General features: G+C 68.4%; 15 protein-coding genes. 6 read left to right on the top strand and 9 right to left on the bottom strand.

From position 1 onward, the window contains the following. Positions 1-2 precede the first annotated feature (2 nt). A complete protein-coding gene (lepA, locus tag NVV57_10460) occupies positions 3-1,856 on the bottom strand; it encodes a translation elongation factor 4 (protein ID MCR6713078.1) in 1,854 nt (617 codons plus the stop codon). Between the two features lie 78 nt (positions 1,857-1,934). On the opposite strand from lepA, the gene NVV57_10455 reads away from it, so the two are divergent. From NVV57_10455 to NVV57_10445, 3 genes are all read left to right on the top strand, one after another. After that, positions 1,935-2,435 (top strand): type II toxin-antitoxin system PemK/MazF family toxin, encoded by a 501-nt coding sequence (locus tag NVV57_10455; GenBank protein MCR6713077.1) that lies wholly within the window; start codon positions 1,935-1,937, stop codon positions 2,433-2,435. Positions 2,436-2,506: 71 nt separating this feature from the next. Continuing rightward, on the top strand, positions 2,507-2,767 hold the full coding sequence (gene rpsT / locus NVV57_10450; protein MCR6713076.1) for a 30S ribosomal protein S20: 261 nt from the start codon (positions 2,507-2,509) through the stop codon (positions 2,765-2,767). Positions 2,768-2,833: 66 nt separating this feature from the next. Then, positions 2,834-3,508: an EAL domain-containing protein gene (locus NVV57_10445; GenBank protein MCR6713075.1), complete on the top strand. Its 675-nt coding sequence runs from the start codon at positions 2,834-2,836 to the stop codon at positions 3,506-3,508. A 54-nt stretch (positions 3,509-3,562) separates the two neighbouring features. Here the strand turns inward: NVV57_10445 and NVV57_10440 are convergent, their stop codons facing one another. The 8 genes from NVV57_10440 to leuS all read right to left on the bottom strand — a co-directional run bounded on the left by NVV57_10440 (position 3,563) and on the right by leuS (position 11,735). Next, positions 3,563-4,153 carry a hypothetical protein gene (locus NVV57_10440; protein MCR6713074.1) on the bottom strand — a complete coding sequence of 197 codons (591 nt, stop codon included), beginning with the start codon at positions 4,151-4,153 and terminating at the stop codon, positions 3,563-3,565. 158 nt (positions 4,154-4,311) lie between these two features. Continuing rightward, on the bottom strand, positions 4,312-5,040 hold the full coding sequence (locus NVV57_10435; protein MCR6713073.1) for a DNA polymerase III subunit delta: 729 nt from the start codon (positions 5,038-5,040) through the stop codon (positions 4,312-4,314). Between the two features lie 13 nt (positions 5,041-5,053). Next, a complete protein-coding gene (locus tag NVV57_10430; protein MCR6713072.1) occupies positions 5,054-5,296 on the bottom strand; it encodes a hypothetical protein in 243 nt (80 codons plus the stop codon). A gap of 4 nt (positions 5,297-5,300) precedes the next feature. Then, positions 5,301-6,344 carry an MBL fold metallo-hydrolase gene (locus NVV57_10425; protein ID MCR6713071.1) on the bottom strand — a complete coding sequence of 348 codons (1,044 nt, stop codon included), beginning with the start codon at positions 6,342-6,344 and terminating at the stop codon, positions 5,301-5,303. Then, complete coding sequence (locus NVV57_10420; GenBank protein ID MCR6713070.1) at positions 6,341-7,555, bottom strand: ComEC/Rec2 family competence protein; 1,215 nt, start codon at positions 7,553-7,555, stop codon at positions 6,341-6,343. The genes NVV57_10425 and NVV57_10420 overlap by 4 nt, the downstream gene beginning before the upstream one ends. Before the next feature lies 1 nt (position 7,556). Then, the gene (locus NVV57_10415; GenBank protein MCR6713069.1) at positions 7,557-8,207 is read right to left on the bottom strand and encodes a ComEA family DNA-binding protein; all 651 of its coding nucleotides are present in this window, start codon (positions 8,205-8,207) and stop codon (positions 7,557-7,559) included. Positions 8,208-8,300: 93 nt separating this feature from the next. Further along, positions 8,301-9,164 (bottom strand): DegV family protein, encoded by an 864-nt coding sequence (locus tag NVV57_10410; protein ID MCR6713068.1) that lies wholly within the window; start codon positions 9,162-9,164, stop codon positions 8,301-8,303. Between the two features lie 54 nt (positions 9,165-9,218). Then, the gene (gene leuS / locus NVV57_10405) at positions 9,219-11,735 is read right to left on the bottom strand and encodes a leucine--tRNA ligase (GenBank protein MCR6713067.1); all 2,517 of its coding nucleotides are present in this window, start codon (positions 11,733-11,735) and stop codon (positions 9,219-9,221) included. A 198-nt stretch (positions 11,736-11,933) separates the two neighbouring features. Between leuS and NVV57_10400 the strand changes: the two genes are divergently transcribed. From NVV57_10400 to NVV57_10390, 3 genes are all read left to right on the top strand, one after another. Further along, on the top strand, positions 11,934-13,994 hold the full coding sequence (locus NVV57_10400) for a carboxypeptidase-like regulatory domain-containing protein (GenBank protein MCR6713066.1): 2,061 nt from the start codon (positions 11,934-11,936) through the stop codon (positions 13,992-13,994). Continuing rightward, positions 13,883-15,625: a hypothetical protein gene (locus tag NVV57_10395; protein ID MCR6713065.1), complete on the top strand. Its 1,743-nt coding sequence runs from the start codon at positions 13,883-13,885 to the stop codon at positions 15,623-15,625. The genes NVV57_10400 and NVV57_10395 overlap by 112 nt, the downstream gene beginning before the upstream one ends. A 105-nt stretch (positions 15,626-15,730) precedes the next feature. Beyond that, positions 15,731-16,699: a hypothetical protein gene (locus NVV57_10390; protein ID MCR6713064.1), complete on the top strand. Its 969-nt coding sequence runs from the start codon at positions 15,731-15,733 to the stop codon at positions 16,697-16,699. Positions 16,700-16,750 lie beyond the last annotated feature (51 nt).

Raw genomic sequence — 16,750 nt, 5'->3', positions numbered from 1 at the left:
CGCTATTTCTTCTTGCCCTTGTCCGAGCCGTCGTCGGAGGTGCTGAGCGCCGCGATGAACGCCTCCGGCGGCACCTCGACGGAGCCGATGTTCTTCATGCGCTTCTTGCCGGCCTTCTGCTTCTCGAGCAGCTTGCGCTTGCGGGAGATGTCGCCGCCGTAGCACTTGGCGAGCACGTCCTTGCGGATGGCGCGGATCGTCTCGCGGGCAATGATGCGCGAGCCGATCGCGGCCTGGATGGGCACCTCGAACTGCTGGCGATCAATGAGGTCCTTGAGCTTGCCGACCATCGCGAGCCCATACGAGTAGGCCTTGTCCTTGTGCACCACCGCACTGAAGGCATCCACGGTCTCGCCCTGCAGCAGGATGTCCACCTTGACGAGGTCCGCGGCCTGGTCGCCCGCGGGCTCGTAGTCCAGCGAGCCGTAGCCACGGGTGCGGGACTTGAGCTGGTCGAAGAAGTCGAAGACCACCTCGGCGAGCGGCAGCGTGTAGTGCATCTCCACGCGCGACTCGCTCAAGTAGTTCATAGTGCCCATGACTCCGCGGCGCTCCTGGCACAGCTCCATGACGGTGCCGATGAACTCGCTCGGTACCAGGATCGATGCCTTGACGACGGGCTCCCGCACCTCGCGGATCTTGCCGCCGGGGAACTCCGACGGGTTGGTCACCGTGATGACCTTGCCGTCCTCCATGTGCACGTCGTAGACCACGTTCGGCGCGGTAGAGATGAGCTCCAGATTGAACTCGCGCTCGAGCCGGTCGCGCACAATCTCGAGGTGCAGCAGGCCCAGGTAGCCGCAGCGGAAGCCGAACCCCAGCGCGACCGAGCTCTCGGGCTCGTAGACGAGCGAGGCGTCGTTCAGTTGCAGCTTGTCGAGGGCGTCACGCAGCGCCGGGAAGTCGGAGCCGTCGAGCGGGAACAGCCCGGAGTAGACCATGGGCTTGGGATCGCGGTAACCGCCCAAGGATTCGGTTGCCCGACGGCCGGCGAGGGTTACCGTGTCCCCCACCTTTGATTGGCGCACGTCCTTGACGCCCGTGATGAGGTAGCCCACCTCGCCCACGCCGAGGCCCTTCGTGACGACCGGCTCCGGGCTGATGACGCCGATCTCGAGGAGGTCATGCGTGGCGAGAGTGGACATCATCGCGATCTTCTCGCGCGACTTGAGCGAGCCGTCCACCACGCGCACGTAGGTGACGACGCCGCGGTACGTGTCGTACACGGAGTCGAAGATCATGGCGCGGGTGGGTGCGTTCGCGTCGCCCACCGGCGCGGGGATGTCGCGGACGATGCGGTCGAGCAGCGCGCCGACGCCCTCGCCGGTCTTGCCGCTGACGCGCAGCACGTCGTCCACGCTGCAGCCGATCAGCTGGGCGAGCTCTGCGGCGTAGCGGTCCGGATCGGCGGACGGCAGGTCGATCTTGTTGAGCACGGGGATGATCGTGAGGTCGTTCTCGAGCGCCAGGTACAGGTTCGCGAGGGTCTGCGCCTCGATGCCTTGCGCTGCGTCGACGAGCAGCACGGCCCCCTCGCACGCGGCCAGCGAGCGGGACACCTCGTAGGTGAAGTCCACGTGGCCTGGAGTGTCGATCATGTTGAGGGCGTGCGCCTCGCCGTCCACGGCCCACGGCATGCGCACGGCCTGCGACTTGATCGTGATGCCGCGCTCGCGCTCGATGTCCATGCGGTCCAGGTACTGGGCCTTCATGGCGCGGGCCTCGACGACCCCCGTGAGCTGCAGCATGCGGTCCGCGAGGGTGGACTTGCCGTGGTCGATGTGCGCAATGATGCAGAAGTTGCGGATGCGCTCCGGCGCGGTCGAGGCTGGCTCGATGCGGGGGTCGTTGGGCACGGCGGTTCCTTGCAGTAATGGGGGGCCTATATCGTCCCATGCCGCGCGGTAGCGGCACGCACTCGATAGAGTCGCGGCGTGAAGTGGGTCATCCTGGCGGTCGTCGTGCTGCTCGTCTTGCGATGGGTGCTGTCGCGGCGGAGGCCGCAAGCGCCAACGCGAAAGCCAAGCCGGCCGTCGGGCAGATACCCGGGCGACTTCACGGGCAAGGTGACGCCCGCGTATTCGCCAAGCCTCGACGGCAAGCCGGATCCGGGCGAGATCGTGTGGACCTGGGTGCCGTTCGAGGAGGACCACACGCAGGGGAAGGACCGCCCCGTGCTCCTGATCGGCCGCGACGAGAAGTGGCTGCTTGGCCTCATGCTCACCAGCAAGGACCACGACAACGACCGTCACAATCGCGGCCAATGGCTCAACATCGGCACCGGTTCGTGGGACCGCCAGCGGCGTCCGTCCGAGGTGCGGCTCGATAGAATCATCCGGGTCAATCCCCGCGCGGTGCGTCGCGAAGGCGCGGTGGTTGAGCGACGGACGTTCGATGAGGTGTCACGCTCGCTTTCGAGCCTGCATCACTGGTAGACTGTTTCCTCGTGTGCGCGCGTGCCGCGCGCCCGTCCAGAACTTTTCCATCAAGCATTACGAGGATTCACGTGGCAAACATCAAGTCCAAGATCAAGCGCATCGGCACCAACGAGAAGTCGCGCCAGCGCAACGTCGCCGTCAAGTCTCAGCTCAAGACGCACGTCCGCAAGGTGCGCGAAGCCATCGCCGCCGGCGACAAGGCCGCGGCGCAGACCGCGCTCACGACCGCGTCGGTGAAGCTCGACAAGGCCGCCTCCAAGGGCGTCATTCACAAGAACCAGGCCGCGAACCGCAAGTCGGCCCTCGCGAAGCAGGTCTCGGCGCTCTAGTCATCGAATCCGCCTCGGAAGCGCAACCGCGCCTCCGAGGCGGTTTTCTTGCGCCCTGCATAGCTCTTGAACAACCCGGACGCCCCGCGCCCACGGCTCTGGCAGCTGCCTCCCGTCGGCATTCATGCTGGGGCCCAGCGCACGCGCGTGCTCGTGGGCCGCCAAGGCATCTTCACCGCAAGCCACGAGCTCTTCGGCTACGAACTCCTCTTCAGGGCCCCCGGTCGCACCGGACTTCGTATCGATCTCTGGAATCAGCGCCAGCAGGACCGCGCCACGGAGCACGTGATCGCCGCCGCGTTGCTCGACGGCCCGGATATCGCGCCCTCGCTTCCCGTCTCAATCAACTTCACCCGGTCCTACCTCGTGGCCCACGAGGACCTCGGCTGCGATCCGGCAAAGGTGATCGTGGAGATCGTCGAGAGCGCTTTCGCGGACTCTGCGCTGCGCGATCGGCTTGCGGATCTCCGCGGGCTCGGTTTCCGCATCGCCCTCGACGACTTCCGCGGCACGCGCTCCCAACTGGAACTGCTCGAGTACGCCGACTTCGTCAAGGTGGACTATCGCGACCTGCGCGAGCGCGGTCCGCAGCTAGTGGAGTTGGCCCGGTCCGGGGTGCGCTCCTTGTCGCCGAGCGGATCGAGACCCGCGCCGCTCTCGCGCAGTGCCAGGACCTGGGCTTCGACATCTACCAGGGGCACGCGTTCGAGCCCGCGATTCTCGTGGATCGTGGCGCCGTGACGCCCGACTACGAGCTGGCTGGGGCGATCTAGCTTCTGACCCCGATCAAGCTCGTTACCCTGCACTCGCAGCCCACAGCAGGATCGATCCGTACGCGAGCCCGGCCAATACGGATCCCCACACCAAGGGGCGACGGAGTGTGCCCAATACCGCTCCTGGCCACATGAACGGTGAGGTCGCCGAGGCAACTCGGTAGACGTCGGCCAAACCGTCATGCCACACGCATCTGATGTTGCGGTTGCGAAACAGCCTCACGGTGCGATCGCGTGCGCCCGCCGGCATGTTGAGAGCCAGGGGCGTCGCAAGGCTCTGCACCACGTAGTGATCCGCTGTCCTCACCCCCAGCGTCGTCATCGCCTCATCTATGTGGACCTCAATAACGTCCTCAAGCGGAATCACCGCGCGACCCATGACGGCCTCAAGAACGATCGCCCGATCGAACAGCCATGCACCCTGATTGCAGACGGCATTCCACACGAAACCGCATGGGAGCGACAAGACCGCGGGGGCCACGACGGTTGAGAGTCCCGTAAGGCCGGTAGTGAAGGCCAAGACGCAGAGCCCCAAGGCGATCACGCCGATCGACATGGCCACTTGCGAAGCGGGCGCGGGCCGCATCAACGCCCGTTGTTCCCTTTCGTCCATCAAGTCATCCCGAAGCACTCAACCCGGCGAGCAGTGCGTCGGCCGAGTTGGTCATCACCGCAGTCTCAACGCGCGCGGTTCGAGGTACAACAATTGCGTCGAACTCTGCTTCCGCAGCGCCGGCGTCGACTCGCACGAAGCCTTTCGCCGTCACTTCACTAGCCCGCCAGCTCAGCGACGGTCCGCACCACACGCTCGAGCGCGAACGCCGGGGCCCTCGATGCGCCTTTGACGTCGGCATCCGCCTGGGCGACGGCCTCGATCGCCAACGCGAGACGGTTTGCGTCCCACTTCACGAGCTCCTTGCGGGCGCGGTCCACCTGCCATGGCGCCAGGCCAAGCTCGCGCGGGTCCAGGCCGCCACGTCCGCGCGCGGCGCCGACCTTCACGAGGGTGCGGAGCTTGGACGCGAGCGCGGCGATGAGCGGCACGGGATCGGTGCCCGTCTCGATCGCGTGGCGCGCAAGCGACACGGCGCGCACCGAGTCGCCGGCGACCGCCGCGTCGGCGACCGCGTATCCGGTGGCGTTCACGCGTGTTCCGTAGTACTTGGCGACCACGTCGTCGTCAATCGCGCCATCGACATCGCTCATGAGCTGCGCCGACGCCGCGGCAAGTTCGGCGATGTCCGCACCCACCGAGTCGACAAGGGCGCGTACGGCCGAGGCGGAGATGCGCCTCCCAGCGCGGCTGAACTCGCTCGTCACGAACGACACGAGGTCCGCATCCTTCGTGACCGCTGGGCACGTGTACTCGACGGCGCTCCCGCGCATGGCGTCAAGGAGCCGCTTGCCGCGCACGCCGCCCCGGTGGCGAACGACGACCACCACCTCGGGATCGGGAGCCGAGACGTAGGCGAGGGCGTCGGCGAGGAACGCATCCGTCATCGCCTCCGCGCCCTCAACGACCACGAGCCCGGGCTCGGCGAACAGCGAGGGGGCTCGTCGCGGCCAACAGGTCACCGGCGTGGTAGGCGGCGGCGTCGAGCCGCGTCACGGTCGGCGCCGATCCCGCCTGGTCCATGGCGTGCGCGATGAGGCCGATCGCCCGCTCGCCGAGCACGTCCTCCGGGCCGTAGACGAGCACCACCGGCGCCGGCCTGGCGCTGTGCCACGTCGGTTCCACCTGTGCCTTCACAGCCATGCGCCTAGCCTGCCATGCCGCTGGGACACGAGGTCACGAGCGCCGGCCCCGGCGTGATGACGACATCCCCGCACGCGTCCGTGCGCACCAGCACGCCCGCTCTCGCGCCCCAGAGCGTGAGCGCGTCAGGAGAGGGATGGCCGTACGTGTTGTGCGCGCCGACGCTGACGATGGCGACGCGCGCGCTAACCAATGCCGCGAGTTCAGGCTCCTGCCGGTCGGAACCGTGGTGCGGCACCTTGACCACGTCGACCACGATCGGCCCCAGGCGCCGCGCAAGCTCCCGTTGGCCCTCGCGCTCGAGGTCCCCCAGACCAAGCACCGTGACGCCCTCCACGGTGGACAGGGTCGCGATGCTCGCGTCGTTCAGCCCCGTACTGCCCTCGCCCACCGCATCGCCGTCGGGCGCAAGGGCGGTCACCGTCACCGCTCCCACCTTGGCGCGAGCGCCCGTGTGAACAACGGTGATGGGCACTCCACTAGCTTCGAGCGCTCTCGTCGCGGCCGTCGGCTCCTCGTTCTCCGCGGGAGAGATCCACGCCTGGGTGATAGGAATCTGCCCCAGTACCTGCGGCAATGCCCCCTCGTGGTCCGCATGGGGGTGCGTGATGATCAGCAGATCGATGCGCGTCACCCCGTAGCGCCGCAGGCATGCGGGACCCGGCCCGTCCTCCGGCCCAACATCGATCAACACCGCGGACCTCGGCCCCGACCTCAGCAGCATGCCGTCGCCCTGCCCCACGTCGCACGCGACCACGATCCAGTCGCCCGGCCCATGCGGCGCGACGAGTCTCGGAACCAGCGGGACCGCGATCGCCGCGAGCACCGCGACTCCAGCGAGCACGGGCATCCTCAGCTTGAGTCGCGCGGCGAACGTCAGGGCCACGCATATCGCCACCGCAAGGCCCGACGCTGCCGCCCCTATCGCTCCCGGCGGCACCGATAGTTCGGCCCCAGGAAGCTGGGCGGCGGCGCGAGCCGCCGCGTCGACGGGCCAGGTGCACCACCCGGCGATCATGGCGAGCAGGTGAGCGAGCGGCGCGCTCACGGGAGCAACCACGAGCGCGGCGAGACCGATGAGCGTGATCGGGGCGGCGCACCAGCCGACCGCGAGATTCGCCGCCACCGCCCAGGGCGAGACTCCCCGCCGATGAGGGCGAGCAGTGGCAGCACCGCCGCCTGGGCCGCGAAGCACACGGCGAGGGGGTGGGCGAGCGATGGCGCAAGCGAGCGTTCAAACCGCTTGGCAAGCGGGGGCGCCCACAGGGCGATCGCGGCGACCGCAGCCACGGACATCGCGAATCCCGGCTCGCACGACAGGCGCGGATCCAGCACCGCAACGGCCACGACTCCGCAGCTGAGGGCGGGCAGCGCCTGCGCCGGCCGGCCCCACCACAGCGCGGCGCAGATGGCCGCGGCCATCGTGGCCGCGCGCACCACCGACGGCTCGGGGAACACAAGGCACACCAACAGCCCCATCGCGGCCCCGGTCACGATCGCGACCAGCCGACGCGACCGCGTCAACGCGCGCAATAGAGCCGTCACGGCAACGAGCACGATCGCGAAGTGCGAGCCGGACACGGCCGTGAGGTGCGTCAGACCCGCCCACGACATCTGCGCCCGCTGGCCGGCCGCCATACCCGAGTCGTCCCCGATCACCATGCCGCGGGTGAGTGGACGCAGGCGCTCGGGTAGCCCTTCGGTCGCGTCCCTCAGACCGTCCCTCAGTCCGGCGACGGCGGCATCGAGCCCCCTCGCCGGCGACGCCAAGACCATCCGCGGCCGCCACATGAGCGCCACCGCGCCCCCATCGGCAGGGGCCAACTCGCCGCGCAGCTCGAGCCGCTGGCCGCGCGCAACTCTCGACCACTGCTCGTCCCCCCAGACCACGACTCGCGCCCTCGCCGGGACGCCGTCGACCGACCGGATTGTCACCTCCACCCGCCACAGCCCTTCCGTGGGACCGGCGGTTCCGGGCGCGGCATCGGTCTCCGCGACCCCTAGGAGCTCAGCACTCGACCCCACGGCGTCCATGACCGGCCGTGCCGCGCCGACCGCCAGGCTCCCCGCGAAGAGCCCCGCTAGTCCCGCGAGCGCGGCGAGGAGCATGGCCGGGCGCGCGGACCGCCGGAACGTCCCGAGCGCGAGCGCGATGCACACCGCAAGAACGGGCCACCAGCCCCACTGACGCCACGCGCACGCGGCCGCGAGCCATGCCGCGCCTGCCGCGGGAGCGAGCCGAGCGTCGTGCGGCGACACGTCACACGGTGGCGAGGTCGGCGAGCGCGCCGACGATCGCATCGCCGACCCCCTGCACTCGCCCAAGGTCCTCGACCGAAGCGAACGGCCCGTTCGCCTCGCGATCGGCGACGATGCGCTCCGCGAGCACGGGACCCACGCCCGGCAGCTGCTCAAGCTGCTCGGCGTTCGCGCGATTCAGGTTCACGGGGCCGCCCCCTTCCGCCGCCTCGGCGTCTCCCTTGCGCGGCACCACGATCTGCTCGCCGTCGTTGAGGTGCCGGGCGAGGTTGAGGTCGTCGAGCACGGCGTCCGCGCTCGCACCGCCGGCGGCATCGATCGCATCAGCGACGCGCGCACCCATCGTCAGCTCCACGAGCCCTGGCGCCTCCACCGCCCCAGAGACGTCCACTACGAGCCCGACCGCGTCCTCGCTCGGCCCGACGCTCGCCTCTGCCAAGGGCACGGCCCCCACGGCGTCGGGCCTGGTAAACCACCATGCACCGCCCGCAAGTATCGCGAGACACAGCGCGCCCGCCACTGCCTGCCGCCACGTCATGCGCAGCCGCAGTCCGCGGCGCGTCTCCGGAATCGCCGAGCCGTGCGCCGCCTCGTAGGCGCGCGCCGCGGCCGCGGCAAGCGAGTCCTGCCAGCGTGAGTCTGTCTCCGTCACCAGGCCGACGTTAGGAGCCCAAGCCGCACCCCTCACCAAGGTGCCGGGGGCGCCTGGGGATGACCGCCGTCGGGCCGTGGTTTGGGGACGCGGCTACAGAACGCGCTCTGGCAGGTCCACGACCACCACCGCGAGCGCGCCGGGCCCGGCGTGCGCGGACAGCACCGCGGAGACGGTCGTGCGCACCGTCATCGCGACGCGAGGGCTCGACGCCTCGATGGCGCGGGCGGCGTCCTCCAGGTAGTCGCCCTCGCCGAGCGCCATGACGGCGACCGCGGGCCTGAGCCGCTCCGCGATCGCCTCCTCCGCGCACTCGATGAGAGCGGCACGGGCGCGGGCGGTGCTGCGCACGCGATCGAGCAGCACCACTTCGCCGTCGCGAACCTCAAGAATGGGGCGGACGCCGAGCGCCTTGCCGAGCGCGGCGGCGGTCGGCGACAACCGCCCACCCCTGCGCAGCGCGTCCAGGGAGTCCACGGTGAACATGCACACGGATGAGGCGCAGACCCTGCGCGCCTCGGCGGCCACGGCGTCGGCGTCGGCACCGGTCGCGGCGAGGGCGGCCGCCGCAATCGCCGCGTAGCCCACGGCCATCGCGACCGTCCCCGAGTCCACGACGGTCACGGGCACGGCGGCATTGGCCGCCGCCGCCTGCGCCACGGACGCCGTCCCCGAGAGCTTTGCCGAGAGGATGACGGCCACGACCGCGGTGGCACCCGCCGCGGCGGCCTCCGCGTACGCCTCGTCAAAGGCGGCGGCGTTCGGCTGAGACGTGGTGACGCTCGCGCCGGCCTGGAGATGCGCGAGCACCTGGTCCGGCGAGATCTCCGCGCCCTCGGCGTGGGACACGCCGTCGACGATCACCTGCAGCGGCACCACGCGGACGCCCCACTTCTGCGCGAGACCTGCAGGCAGCGAGGCCGCGGAGTCGGTCACAACGGCGACCGTCGGCGTCATGGCGCCACGCTAGTGACGTGCGGGCCGCTGTGCAACGCGCACGGTGTCACCGCACTAGACCGGGACGATGTTCACGAGTCCCGGAGCACGCACAATCACCGTGCGAACCTCGGCGCCATCGAGCGCGCGCACAATCACCGGCTCGGCGAGGGCAAGCTCGCGCAGGGCGTGCTCGTCGATCGACGGGGGCACCTCAAGGCGCGCGCGCACCTTGCCGCGAATCTGCACCACGCACGTCACCGACTCCTGCACGAGCAGCGCCTCGTCCCAGGCCGGGTAGCCGGCGAGCGCGACGTTCTCGTGGCCGAGCATCGCCCACATGTCCTCGGCGCAGTACGGCGCGAACAGGCTCAGCAGGATGGCGACCGCCTCGGCGGCCTCCCGCACGGCGGGGTCCGCCGGCCCGGCGCCGCTGTCGATGGCCTTGCGGGTCGCGTTCACGAGTTCCATGACGCGCGCCACGACCACGTTGAAGCGGAAGTGCTCCACGAGCTCCGCGCAGTCCGCGAGGGTGCGGTGGGTCACCGCGCGCAGCTTCGCATCGCCCGTTTCCGGGTCCACCCCAGGCTCCGACGTCACGTCGCGCGCGAGCCGCCAGGCACGGGCGAGGAACTTCGCGGATCCGGTCGGCGACACGTCCGCCCAGTCGATGTCGTCCTCCGGGGGGGCGGCGAACGCCATCGTCAGGCGGATGGCGTCAACCCCGTACTCGTCGAGCTGCTCGCTCAGGCGCACCAGGTTGCCGCGGCTCTTGGACATCGCAGAGCCGTTCATGCCCACCATGCCCTGGTTCAGCAGCGCGGCGAACGGCTCCTCGAAGTCGACGAGCCCCATGTCGTGCAGCGCCTTGGTGAAGAAGCGCGCGTAGAGGAGGTGCAGGATCGCGTGCGTCACCCCGCCCACGTACTGGTCAACGGGCGCCCACTTCTTGGCCTCTAGCAGGTCAAACGGTCCGTCTGTCTTGGACGGCGACAGGTAGCGCAGGAAGTACCAGGACGAGTCCACGAACGTATCCATCGTGTCCGTGTCCCTGAGGGCAGGACGGCCGCACACGGGGCACGTGGTGTTGACCCAGTCGGTCGCCGCGGCGAGCGGCGACTGGCCCTTCGGCTTCAGGTCCAGCCCCTCCGTGGGAGGCAGCAGCACGGGCAACTGGTCATCGGGGACCGGAACCTCGCCGTGCTCCTCGCAGTGGATGATCGGGATCGGCGTGCCCCAATACCGCTGGCGCGAGATGAGCCAGTCGCGAAGCCGGAAGTTCACCGCGGAGGTGCCAACGCCGTCGGCCTCGAGGCGCGCGATGATCGTCGCGATCGCCTCCGACTTCGGCAGGCCGTCGAGCGGGCCGGAGTTGATCATCACCCCTTCGCCGCCCGTGGCGATTCCGCTCGCGGCGGGGTCGGGAAGCGGCTCGCCGTCCTCGCCGCGCACGTCGACAACCGGAATCACCGGCAGCCCCATCGCGAGCGCGAAGTCGAGGTCGCGCTGGTCGTGAGCGGGCACGGCCATGATGGCGCCGTGGCCATAGTCGGCGAGCACGTAGTCCGACGCCCAGATCGGCAGGCGCTCGCCATTCACCGGGTTGATCGCGAACCGCTCCAGGAAGACGCCCGTCTTGGGCCGGTCGGTGGAGAGCCGCTCGATCTCATTGGAAGCCTTGACGCGCTCAAGGTAGGCGTCGAACTCATTCCGAACAGCGTCGGGCGCCTCCGCGGCAAGTTCCGCGGCCAGGTCACTGTCCGCGGCGACCACAAAGAACGTGGCGCCGTACAGCGTGTCCGGGCGCGTGGTGTAGATGTCCACGGGCTCGTCGCGGCCCTCGATCACGAACTTGACGTCCGCGCCGCGAGAGCGGCCGATCCAGTTGCGCTGCATCGCGATGACCTTTGACGGCCACGTGGCCTGCAGGGTGTCGAGGTCGTCGAGCAGGCGATCCGCGTAGTCGGTGACCTTGAAGTACCACTGCGTGAGCTTCTTCTTGGTGACTGGCGTGTCGCAGCGCTCGCACAGCCCATTCACCACCTGCTCGTTTGCGAGCACGGTCTGGTCCTTGGGGCACCAGTTCACAAGCGACGGCTTGCGGTACGCCAACCCGCGCTCAAAGAGCCTGGTAAACAGCCACTGGTTCCACTGGTAGTAGTCGGGGCGGTGCGTGGCGAGCACGCGATCCCAATCAAAGCTGCACGCGTAGCGCTCCATCGAGGCACGCTGCTGTGCGATGTTGTCCTCGGTCCAGCCTGCGGGGTCGATGCCGCGCTTGATCGCGGCGTTCTCCGCGGGCAGGCCAAAGCTGTCCCAGCCGATGGGGTGAAGCACGTTGTAGCCGCGCTGAATCCAGTAGCGCGCGATCACGTCGCCGAGCGCGTACGCCTCCGCGTGGCCCATGTGCAGGTCGCCGGAGGGGTACGGGAACATGTCGAGCACGTACTTGGTTGGCCGCGCGTCTCCCTCGCGGCCCGACTTGAACGGCTGCGTCTCACGCCACACGGGGAGCCACCGCTCCTCGAGCGCGCGGAAGTCATAGCGGTCGATGTCGCTGCGGTCTTCAGTTGCCTGGGCCTCGGAACTCACCCCAGCATTCTAGTGACGGCCCGACGCTGCCCTCGCGCTCGCACGGCGGTCGCCTTGGATGTCCGGTAAGTCCCATTTTGGCTTCCTGCGTACGAATATGGAGGTCGTCACACTCCGTAGACACCCTTTCGGGCCACCGTTACTGTCCGACCAAAGGCCGCAAACGCGGCACGAACTGAGGGTTCCCCGGGAGTCTCCTTGACCGGTCTCGGCTTTGCCGTTCCGAAAGCGCTCGCGCGCGCGATCGTTGTCGCGACCACCGCGGCCCTTGTGCTCGTTGGCTTGGCGGCGTTCGACCCGGCCCACGCGTCCGACGGCAACGGCGCGATCTCCGGAACGGTCACCGCCCCGGCCGGCGCAGTAGGCGACTGGTGGACCGGCCTCAAGGTGTCCGCGCACAGCGTCGACACCGGCACGGACTTTGAGACCTATCCGGATGAGAACGGCGACTACCTCATCGACGACCTCGCTCCGGGCGACTACGTGGTCGTGTTCGGGCCGAATCCGTTCGCAAGTGATGGCCCGGCGGATTATCTGACGGTGTACTACCCCGGCACCCACGATGTAGCGCTGGCCGTGGCTGTCACGGTTGTGGCGGACTCCACCACTGACGGGATCGACGGGTACGCGAGCGTCGGCGCCACCGTTGCGGGCCACGTCACGGCTCCTCTCGACGAAGCGGATGCCGGGTGGTGGCGCGGCGTGACGGTCCAGGTCTCTGGCCCTGCCTCGCGCACGACGCCGATCGCCGACGACGGCTCGTACTCGTTCTCCCAGCTCCTACCGGGCTCGTACAACGTATCGTTCGTGGTGAGCGCGTACGACGACGGGGAGGGTGGCCAGGTCGAGGTCGACCTCGCTTCGCAGGACTACCCGAGCCAAGTAGGGGTCGTCGATGGCGACCAGCTCGACTCGATTGACGCCGCTCTGGCGTTTGCGGACGTGCCAGACGTACCGTTCGCCCTGTCGCCGGACCCCGAGATTCCCTCGACCGCGTCGTTCGGCGACACGCTCGGCGTGACCGTTGGCACGTGGGACCCCACCCCGACCACCTTCTCTTACCTGTGGTTCCGCGGCGCCACGGAGATCGGGTCCGAGAGCACCTACACCGTCCAGGTGGCGGACCTCGGTGAGCCAATCACTGTCAAGGTCACGGCGCACAAGGACGGGTACATCGACACCACGGTGACCTCGAACGCGGTGGCGCCTGTTGCGGCGACGTTCACCGGAGGCACGGCGTCGACCTCAGGCACCCCTTCGGTCGGCGAGACGCTCTCCGCCTCACTCACGGACGTTGCCCCAGACCCCACGACCACCTCGTGGGTGTGGCAGTGCAACGATGTCGCGATCGACGGCGCTACGGCGAGCACGTATGTGGTCACCTCTGCTGACGCAGGCTGCTCGATCACGGCAGTAGCCACCTTCTCCAAGGAGGGCTACACGGATGGCACGGCGACGAGCAGCGCGAGTCACATTCCCAGCTATTTCGGCGCGACGCCTACCCCCACCATCCCCTCCACGGCGGGGTTCGGTGACACGCTCTCGGTGACGTTGGGCGACTGGAGTCCAGCGGCGGATGACTTCACCTACCAGTGGCTCCGCGGCACCACAGAGGTGGGCTCTGACAGCACCTATACGCTGCAGCCGGACGACGTTGGCGCGGCCATCACCGTCAAGGTCACCGCTCATCGGGCCGGGTATGTCGACACCACGGTGACCTCGAATGTTGTGACGCCTATCGCGGCAACGTTCACCGGCGGCACAGCTTGGATCACAGGCACGGCCGCGTTCGGCGAGACGCTCTCCGCCTCGCTCACGGACGTTGCGCCAGACCCCACGAGCACGACGTGGGTGTGGCAGTGCAACGACGTCGCGATCGACGGCGCCACCACCAACACGTATGCGCTCACCGTCGCAGACGCCGGCTGCGCCATCACGGCGGTTGCCACCTACTCGAAGGCGGGCTACGCGGACGGGTCAACCACCAGCGACGCCAAGCACGTTCCGAGCGTCTTCACGGCTGCGCCCAACCCAAGCATCCCCATGACCGCGAAGTTCGGCGACGACCTGAACGTGACGCTCGGCACGTGGTCGCCTGCTCGGACACCACCACCTACCAGTGGTTCCGCGGCGCAACCGAGATCGGCGTGGGCGAGACTTACACCGTGCAGGTGGAGGACATCGGCCAGCCGATCACGGTGCGGGTCACCGCCCACAGGGCGGGCTACGTCGACACCGCGACGACGTCCAATGTGGTGACGCCCATCGTGGCCACATTTAGCGGCGGCGTGGTCACGGTCACCGGCACGGCGAATGAGGGCGAGGCCCCGCTCAGCGCATCTCTCGCCGGCGTGACGCCAACCCCGCAAGACGTGTCGTGGCAGTGGACGTGCAACAACAACCCCATCCCGGGCGCGACCGACCCCACGCACACCGTCACGGGCGTGACCGACGGCGGCTGCACCCTGAGGGCGGTGGCGACCTTCTCGACGCCCGGCTACGCGGACGGCACCACGGCAAGCACGGGCGTTCAGGCCCGGGTCAATTTCCTCTCCGCAGGCACGCCGCAGATTCCCACGAGCGCCGTGCCGGGCGACGTGCTCACCGCGGAAGAGGGCGCTTGGAGCCCCACGCCGGCGACGTTCGAGTACCAGTGGTACCGCAACGGCATCGCCATTACTGACGAAGGAAACCCAGGCCAGTCCAAGACCTACACGGTCACCACTCAGGATGTGGGCAAGGCCCTGACCGTGCAGGTCATGGGCTACCGGGCCTTCTATTTCCCCAAGACGAGCCAGTCGTCCAACGCGGTGACGCCAACCAAGCCGCCCTTGAGCGCGGGCAGCCCAGGCATCAGCGGCTCGAGCGTCATGGGCCAGTCGCTCACCGCCCGCGAGGGCACGTGGGCGGTGGGAGTGTTCTTCAAGTACCAGTGGCTCCGCGACGGCACGCCCATCACCGGCGCCACGGCGCGCATCTACACCACGGTTGCGGGTGACTCCGGGCACATTGTCTCCGTACAGATCACGGGATCCCTGAACGGCTTCGCGGATACGACCGCCACCGCGCCGGGCATCGAGATCGCGCCCGCGTCGTTCACGGTCACCACCCTGCCGTCGCTGTCCGGCACCTTCGCCACTGGCAGAGCGCTCACCGTTGCGAACGGCACCTGGATTCCGGCTCCCACGGCCTTCACATACGAGTGGTACCGCGACGGAATCCTCCTTCCTGACGCGACCGGCTCCACCTACACGCTTGCCCCCGAAGACGCGAACACAACGATCTGGGTGGAGGTGACCGGCTCGAGGCTTGGCTACGAGGAGCTCACCAAGAACTCCGCACAAGTGACGACGCCGAAGTTCTTCACCACCGCGCCGACCCCCACGATCTCCGGCACTCTGCGCTCCGGCTATACCCTCACCGCCAAGGCCGGAACCTGGTCCCCGAGCGCAACTCTCACGTACCAGTGGTACCGCAGCGGCTCCAAGATCTCGGGGGCCACCAAGTCCACGTACAAGCTCACCACGAGCGACCGCGGCAAGAAGATAACGGTGGTCGTCACAGGCAAGAAGACCGGCTACGGGACCGTCCCAATGACGTCAGCAGCGAAGACGATCTACTACGAGTTCTCGAAGGCGCCCACGCCCACCATCAGCGGCACACTCAAGTCCGGGCACACCATTGCCGTGAAGGTTGGCACGTGGTCCCCCACGCCCACGAAGACCTACCAGTGGTACCGCAACGGCAAGGCGATCCCGGGCGCGACCAAGTCCACCTACAAGCTCACCTCGAGCGACAAGGGCAAGAAGATCACCGTGAAGGTGACGGGAAAGCGCACCGGCTACCTCACGGTCACCAAGACGAGCGCCTCGAAAACCGTCGCAAAATAGCCATACCGGGACAGCGTCGTGCCTGGTCGTGGGGAGTTTTTCACACGGCCCGACGCTCCCCTATCCCTGGCGCGCGCCCACAGGTAGCGTTGGGTCGAGTTCGTAATGGAGGGGAAACGCATGCGTCGGCCGCGCTTTGGGCGCCTGGCGCTGTGGTTGGCAGGACTGTCAATTGTGGCGTTGGGCTTGGGGTTGGCCGAGCCCGCCTCTGCCGACTCGGACAAAGGCTCTATTTCGGGAAAAGTCACCCTGGACCCGGCTCTCACCGACAGCACGCTCGACGGCATCGTGGTGACTGCCGAGTCCAGCACCGTCATGCTCTCCGAAGTCGCCGAAGGCGACGGTGAGTTCAAGATTGACAACCTGCCGAACGGGACCTACACCGTGTCGTTCGGGACATCAAGTGTCATCGGCGGCGACGGCCAACTGCTTGCCGAGTACTACGACGACGTGTACACCTCCGCGGAGGCCACCACCATCGTGGTGGAAGGCAAAGAGGTCAAGAACGTCAATGCCGAGCTGAGCCGCACCGGGCACTTCACCCTCACGCCCAATCCGGTCATCACGGTGAAGTCGCTGGCCGCAGGCGGAACGCTCGGCTCGTCAACGGGATTCTGGTCTGGCCCCACAACCGTCACCTTCACGTATCAGTGGAAGCGCGACGGCGCAGCGATCGCCGGCGCGACCAACGCCACTTACGTCATCAAGACCAAGGACCGCGGGCACGCCATCACCCTCACGGTGACGGCAGCGGCCGACCGCTGCCCCAGCGCCTCGCGCACCTCGGCCGCGGTCAACATCCCCAAGGTCTTCAGCGCAACGCCCACGCCTACGATCACGGGCACCGCCAGGGCCGGCAACGTCCTCTCGGCGCACCACGGCACGTGGAAGCCCACGCCCTCGTACTCCTACCAGTGGTACCGCAACGGCGCGAAGATCTCGGGCGCAACCAAGTCGACGTACAAGCTCACCAAGAGCGACAAGGGCAAGAAGATCACGGTGAAGGTCACGGGCAAGAAGTCCGGGTACCTGACCGTCGCCAAGGCGAGCGCGGCCAAGACGGTCGCCAAGTAGCGGACCGGGCCACGGCGTCGGGCAGTCTCACGCTGGTCTCAACTGTGCGCG

It is taken from the genome of Demequina sp. (genome assembly GCA_024707205.1).
In the GTDB taxonomy this organism is placed as follows: Bacteria; Actinomycetota; Actinomycetes; order Actinomycetales; family Demequinaceae; genus Demequina.
Note: the sequence above shows the minus strand (reverse complement) of the source record. Positions and strands in the feature narration are given on the sequence as shown.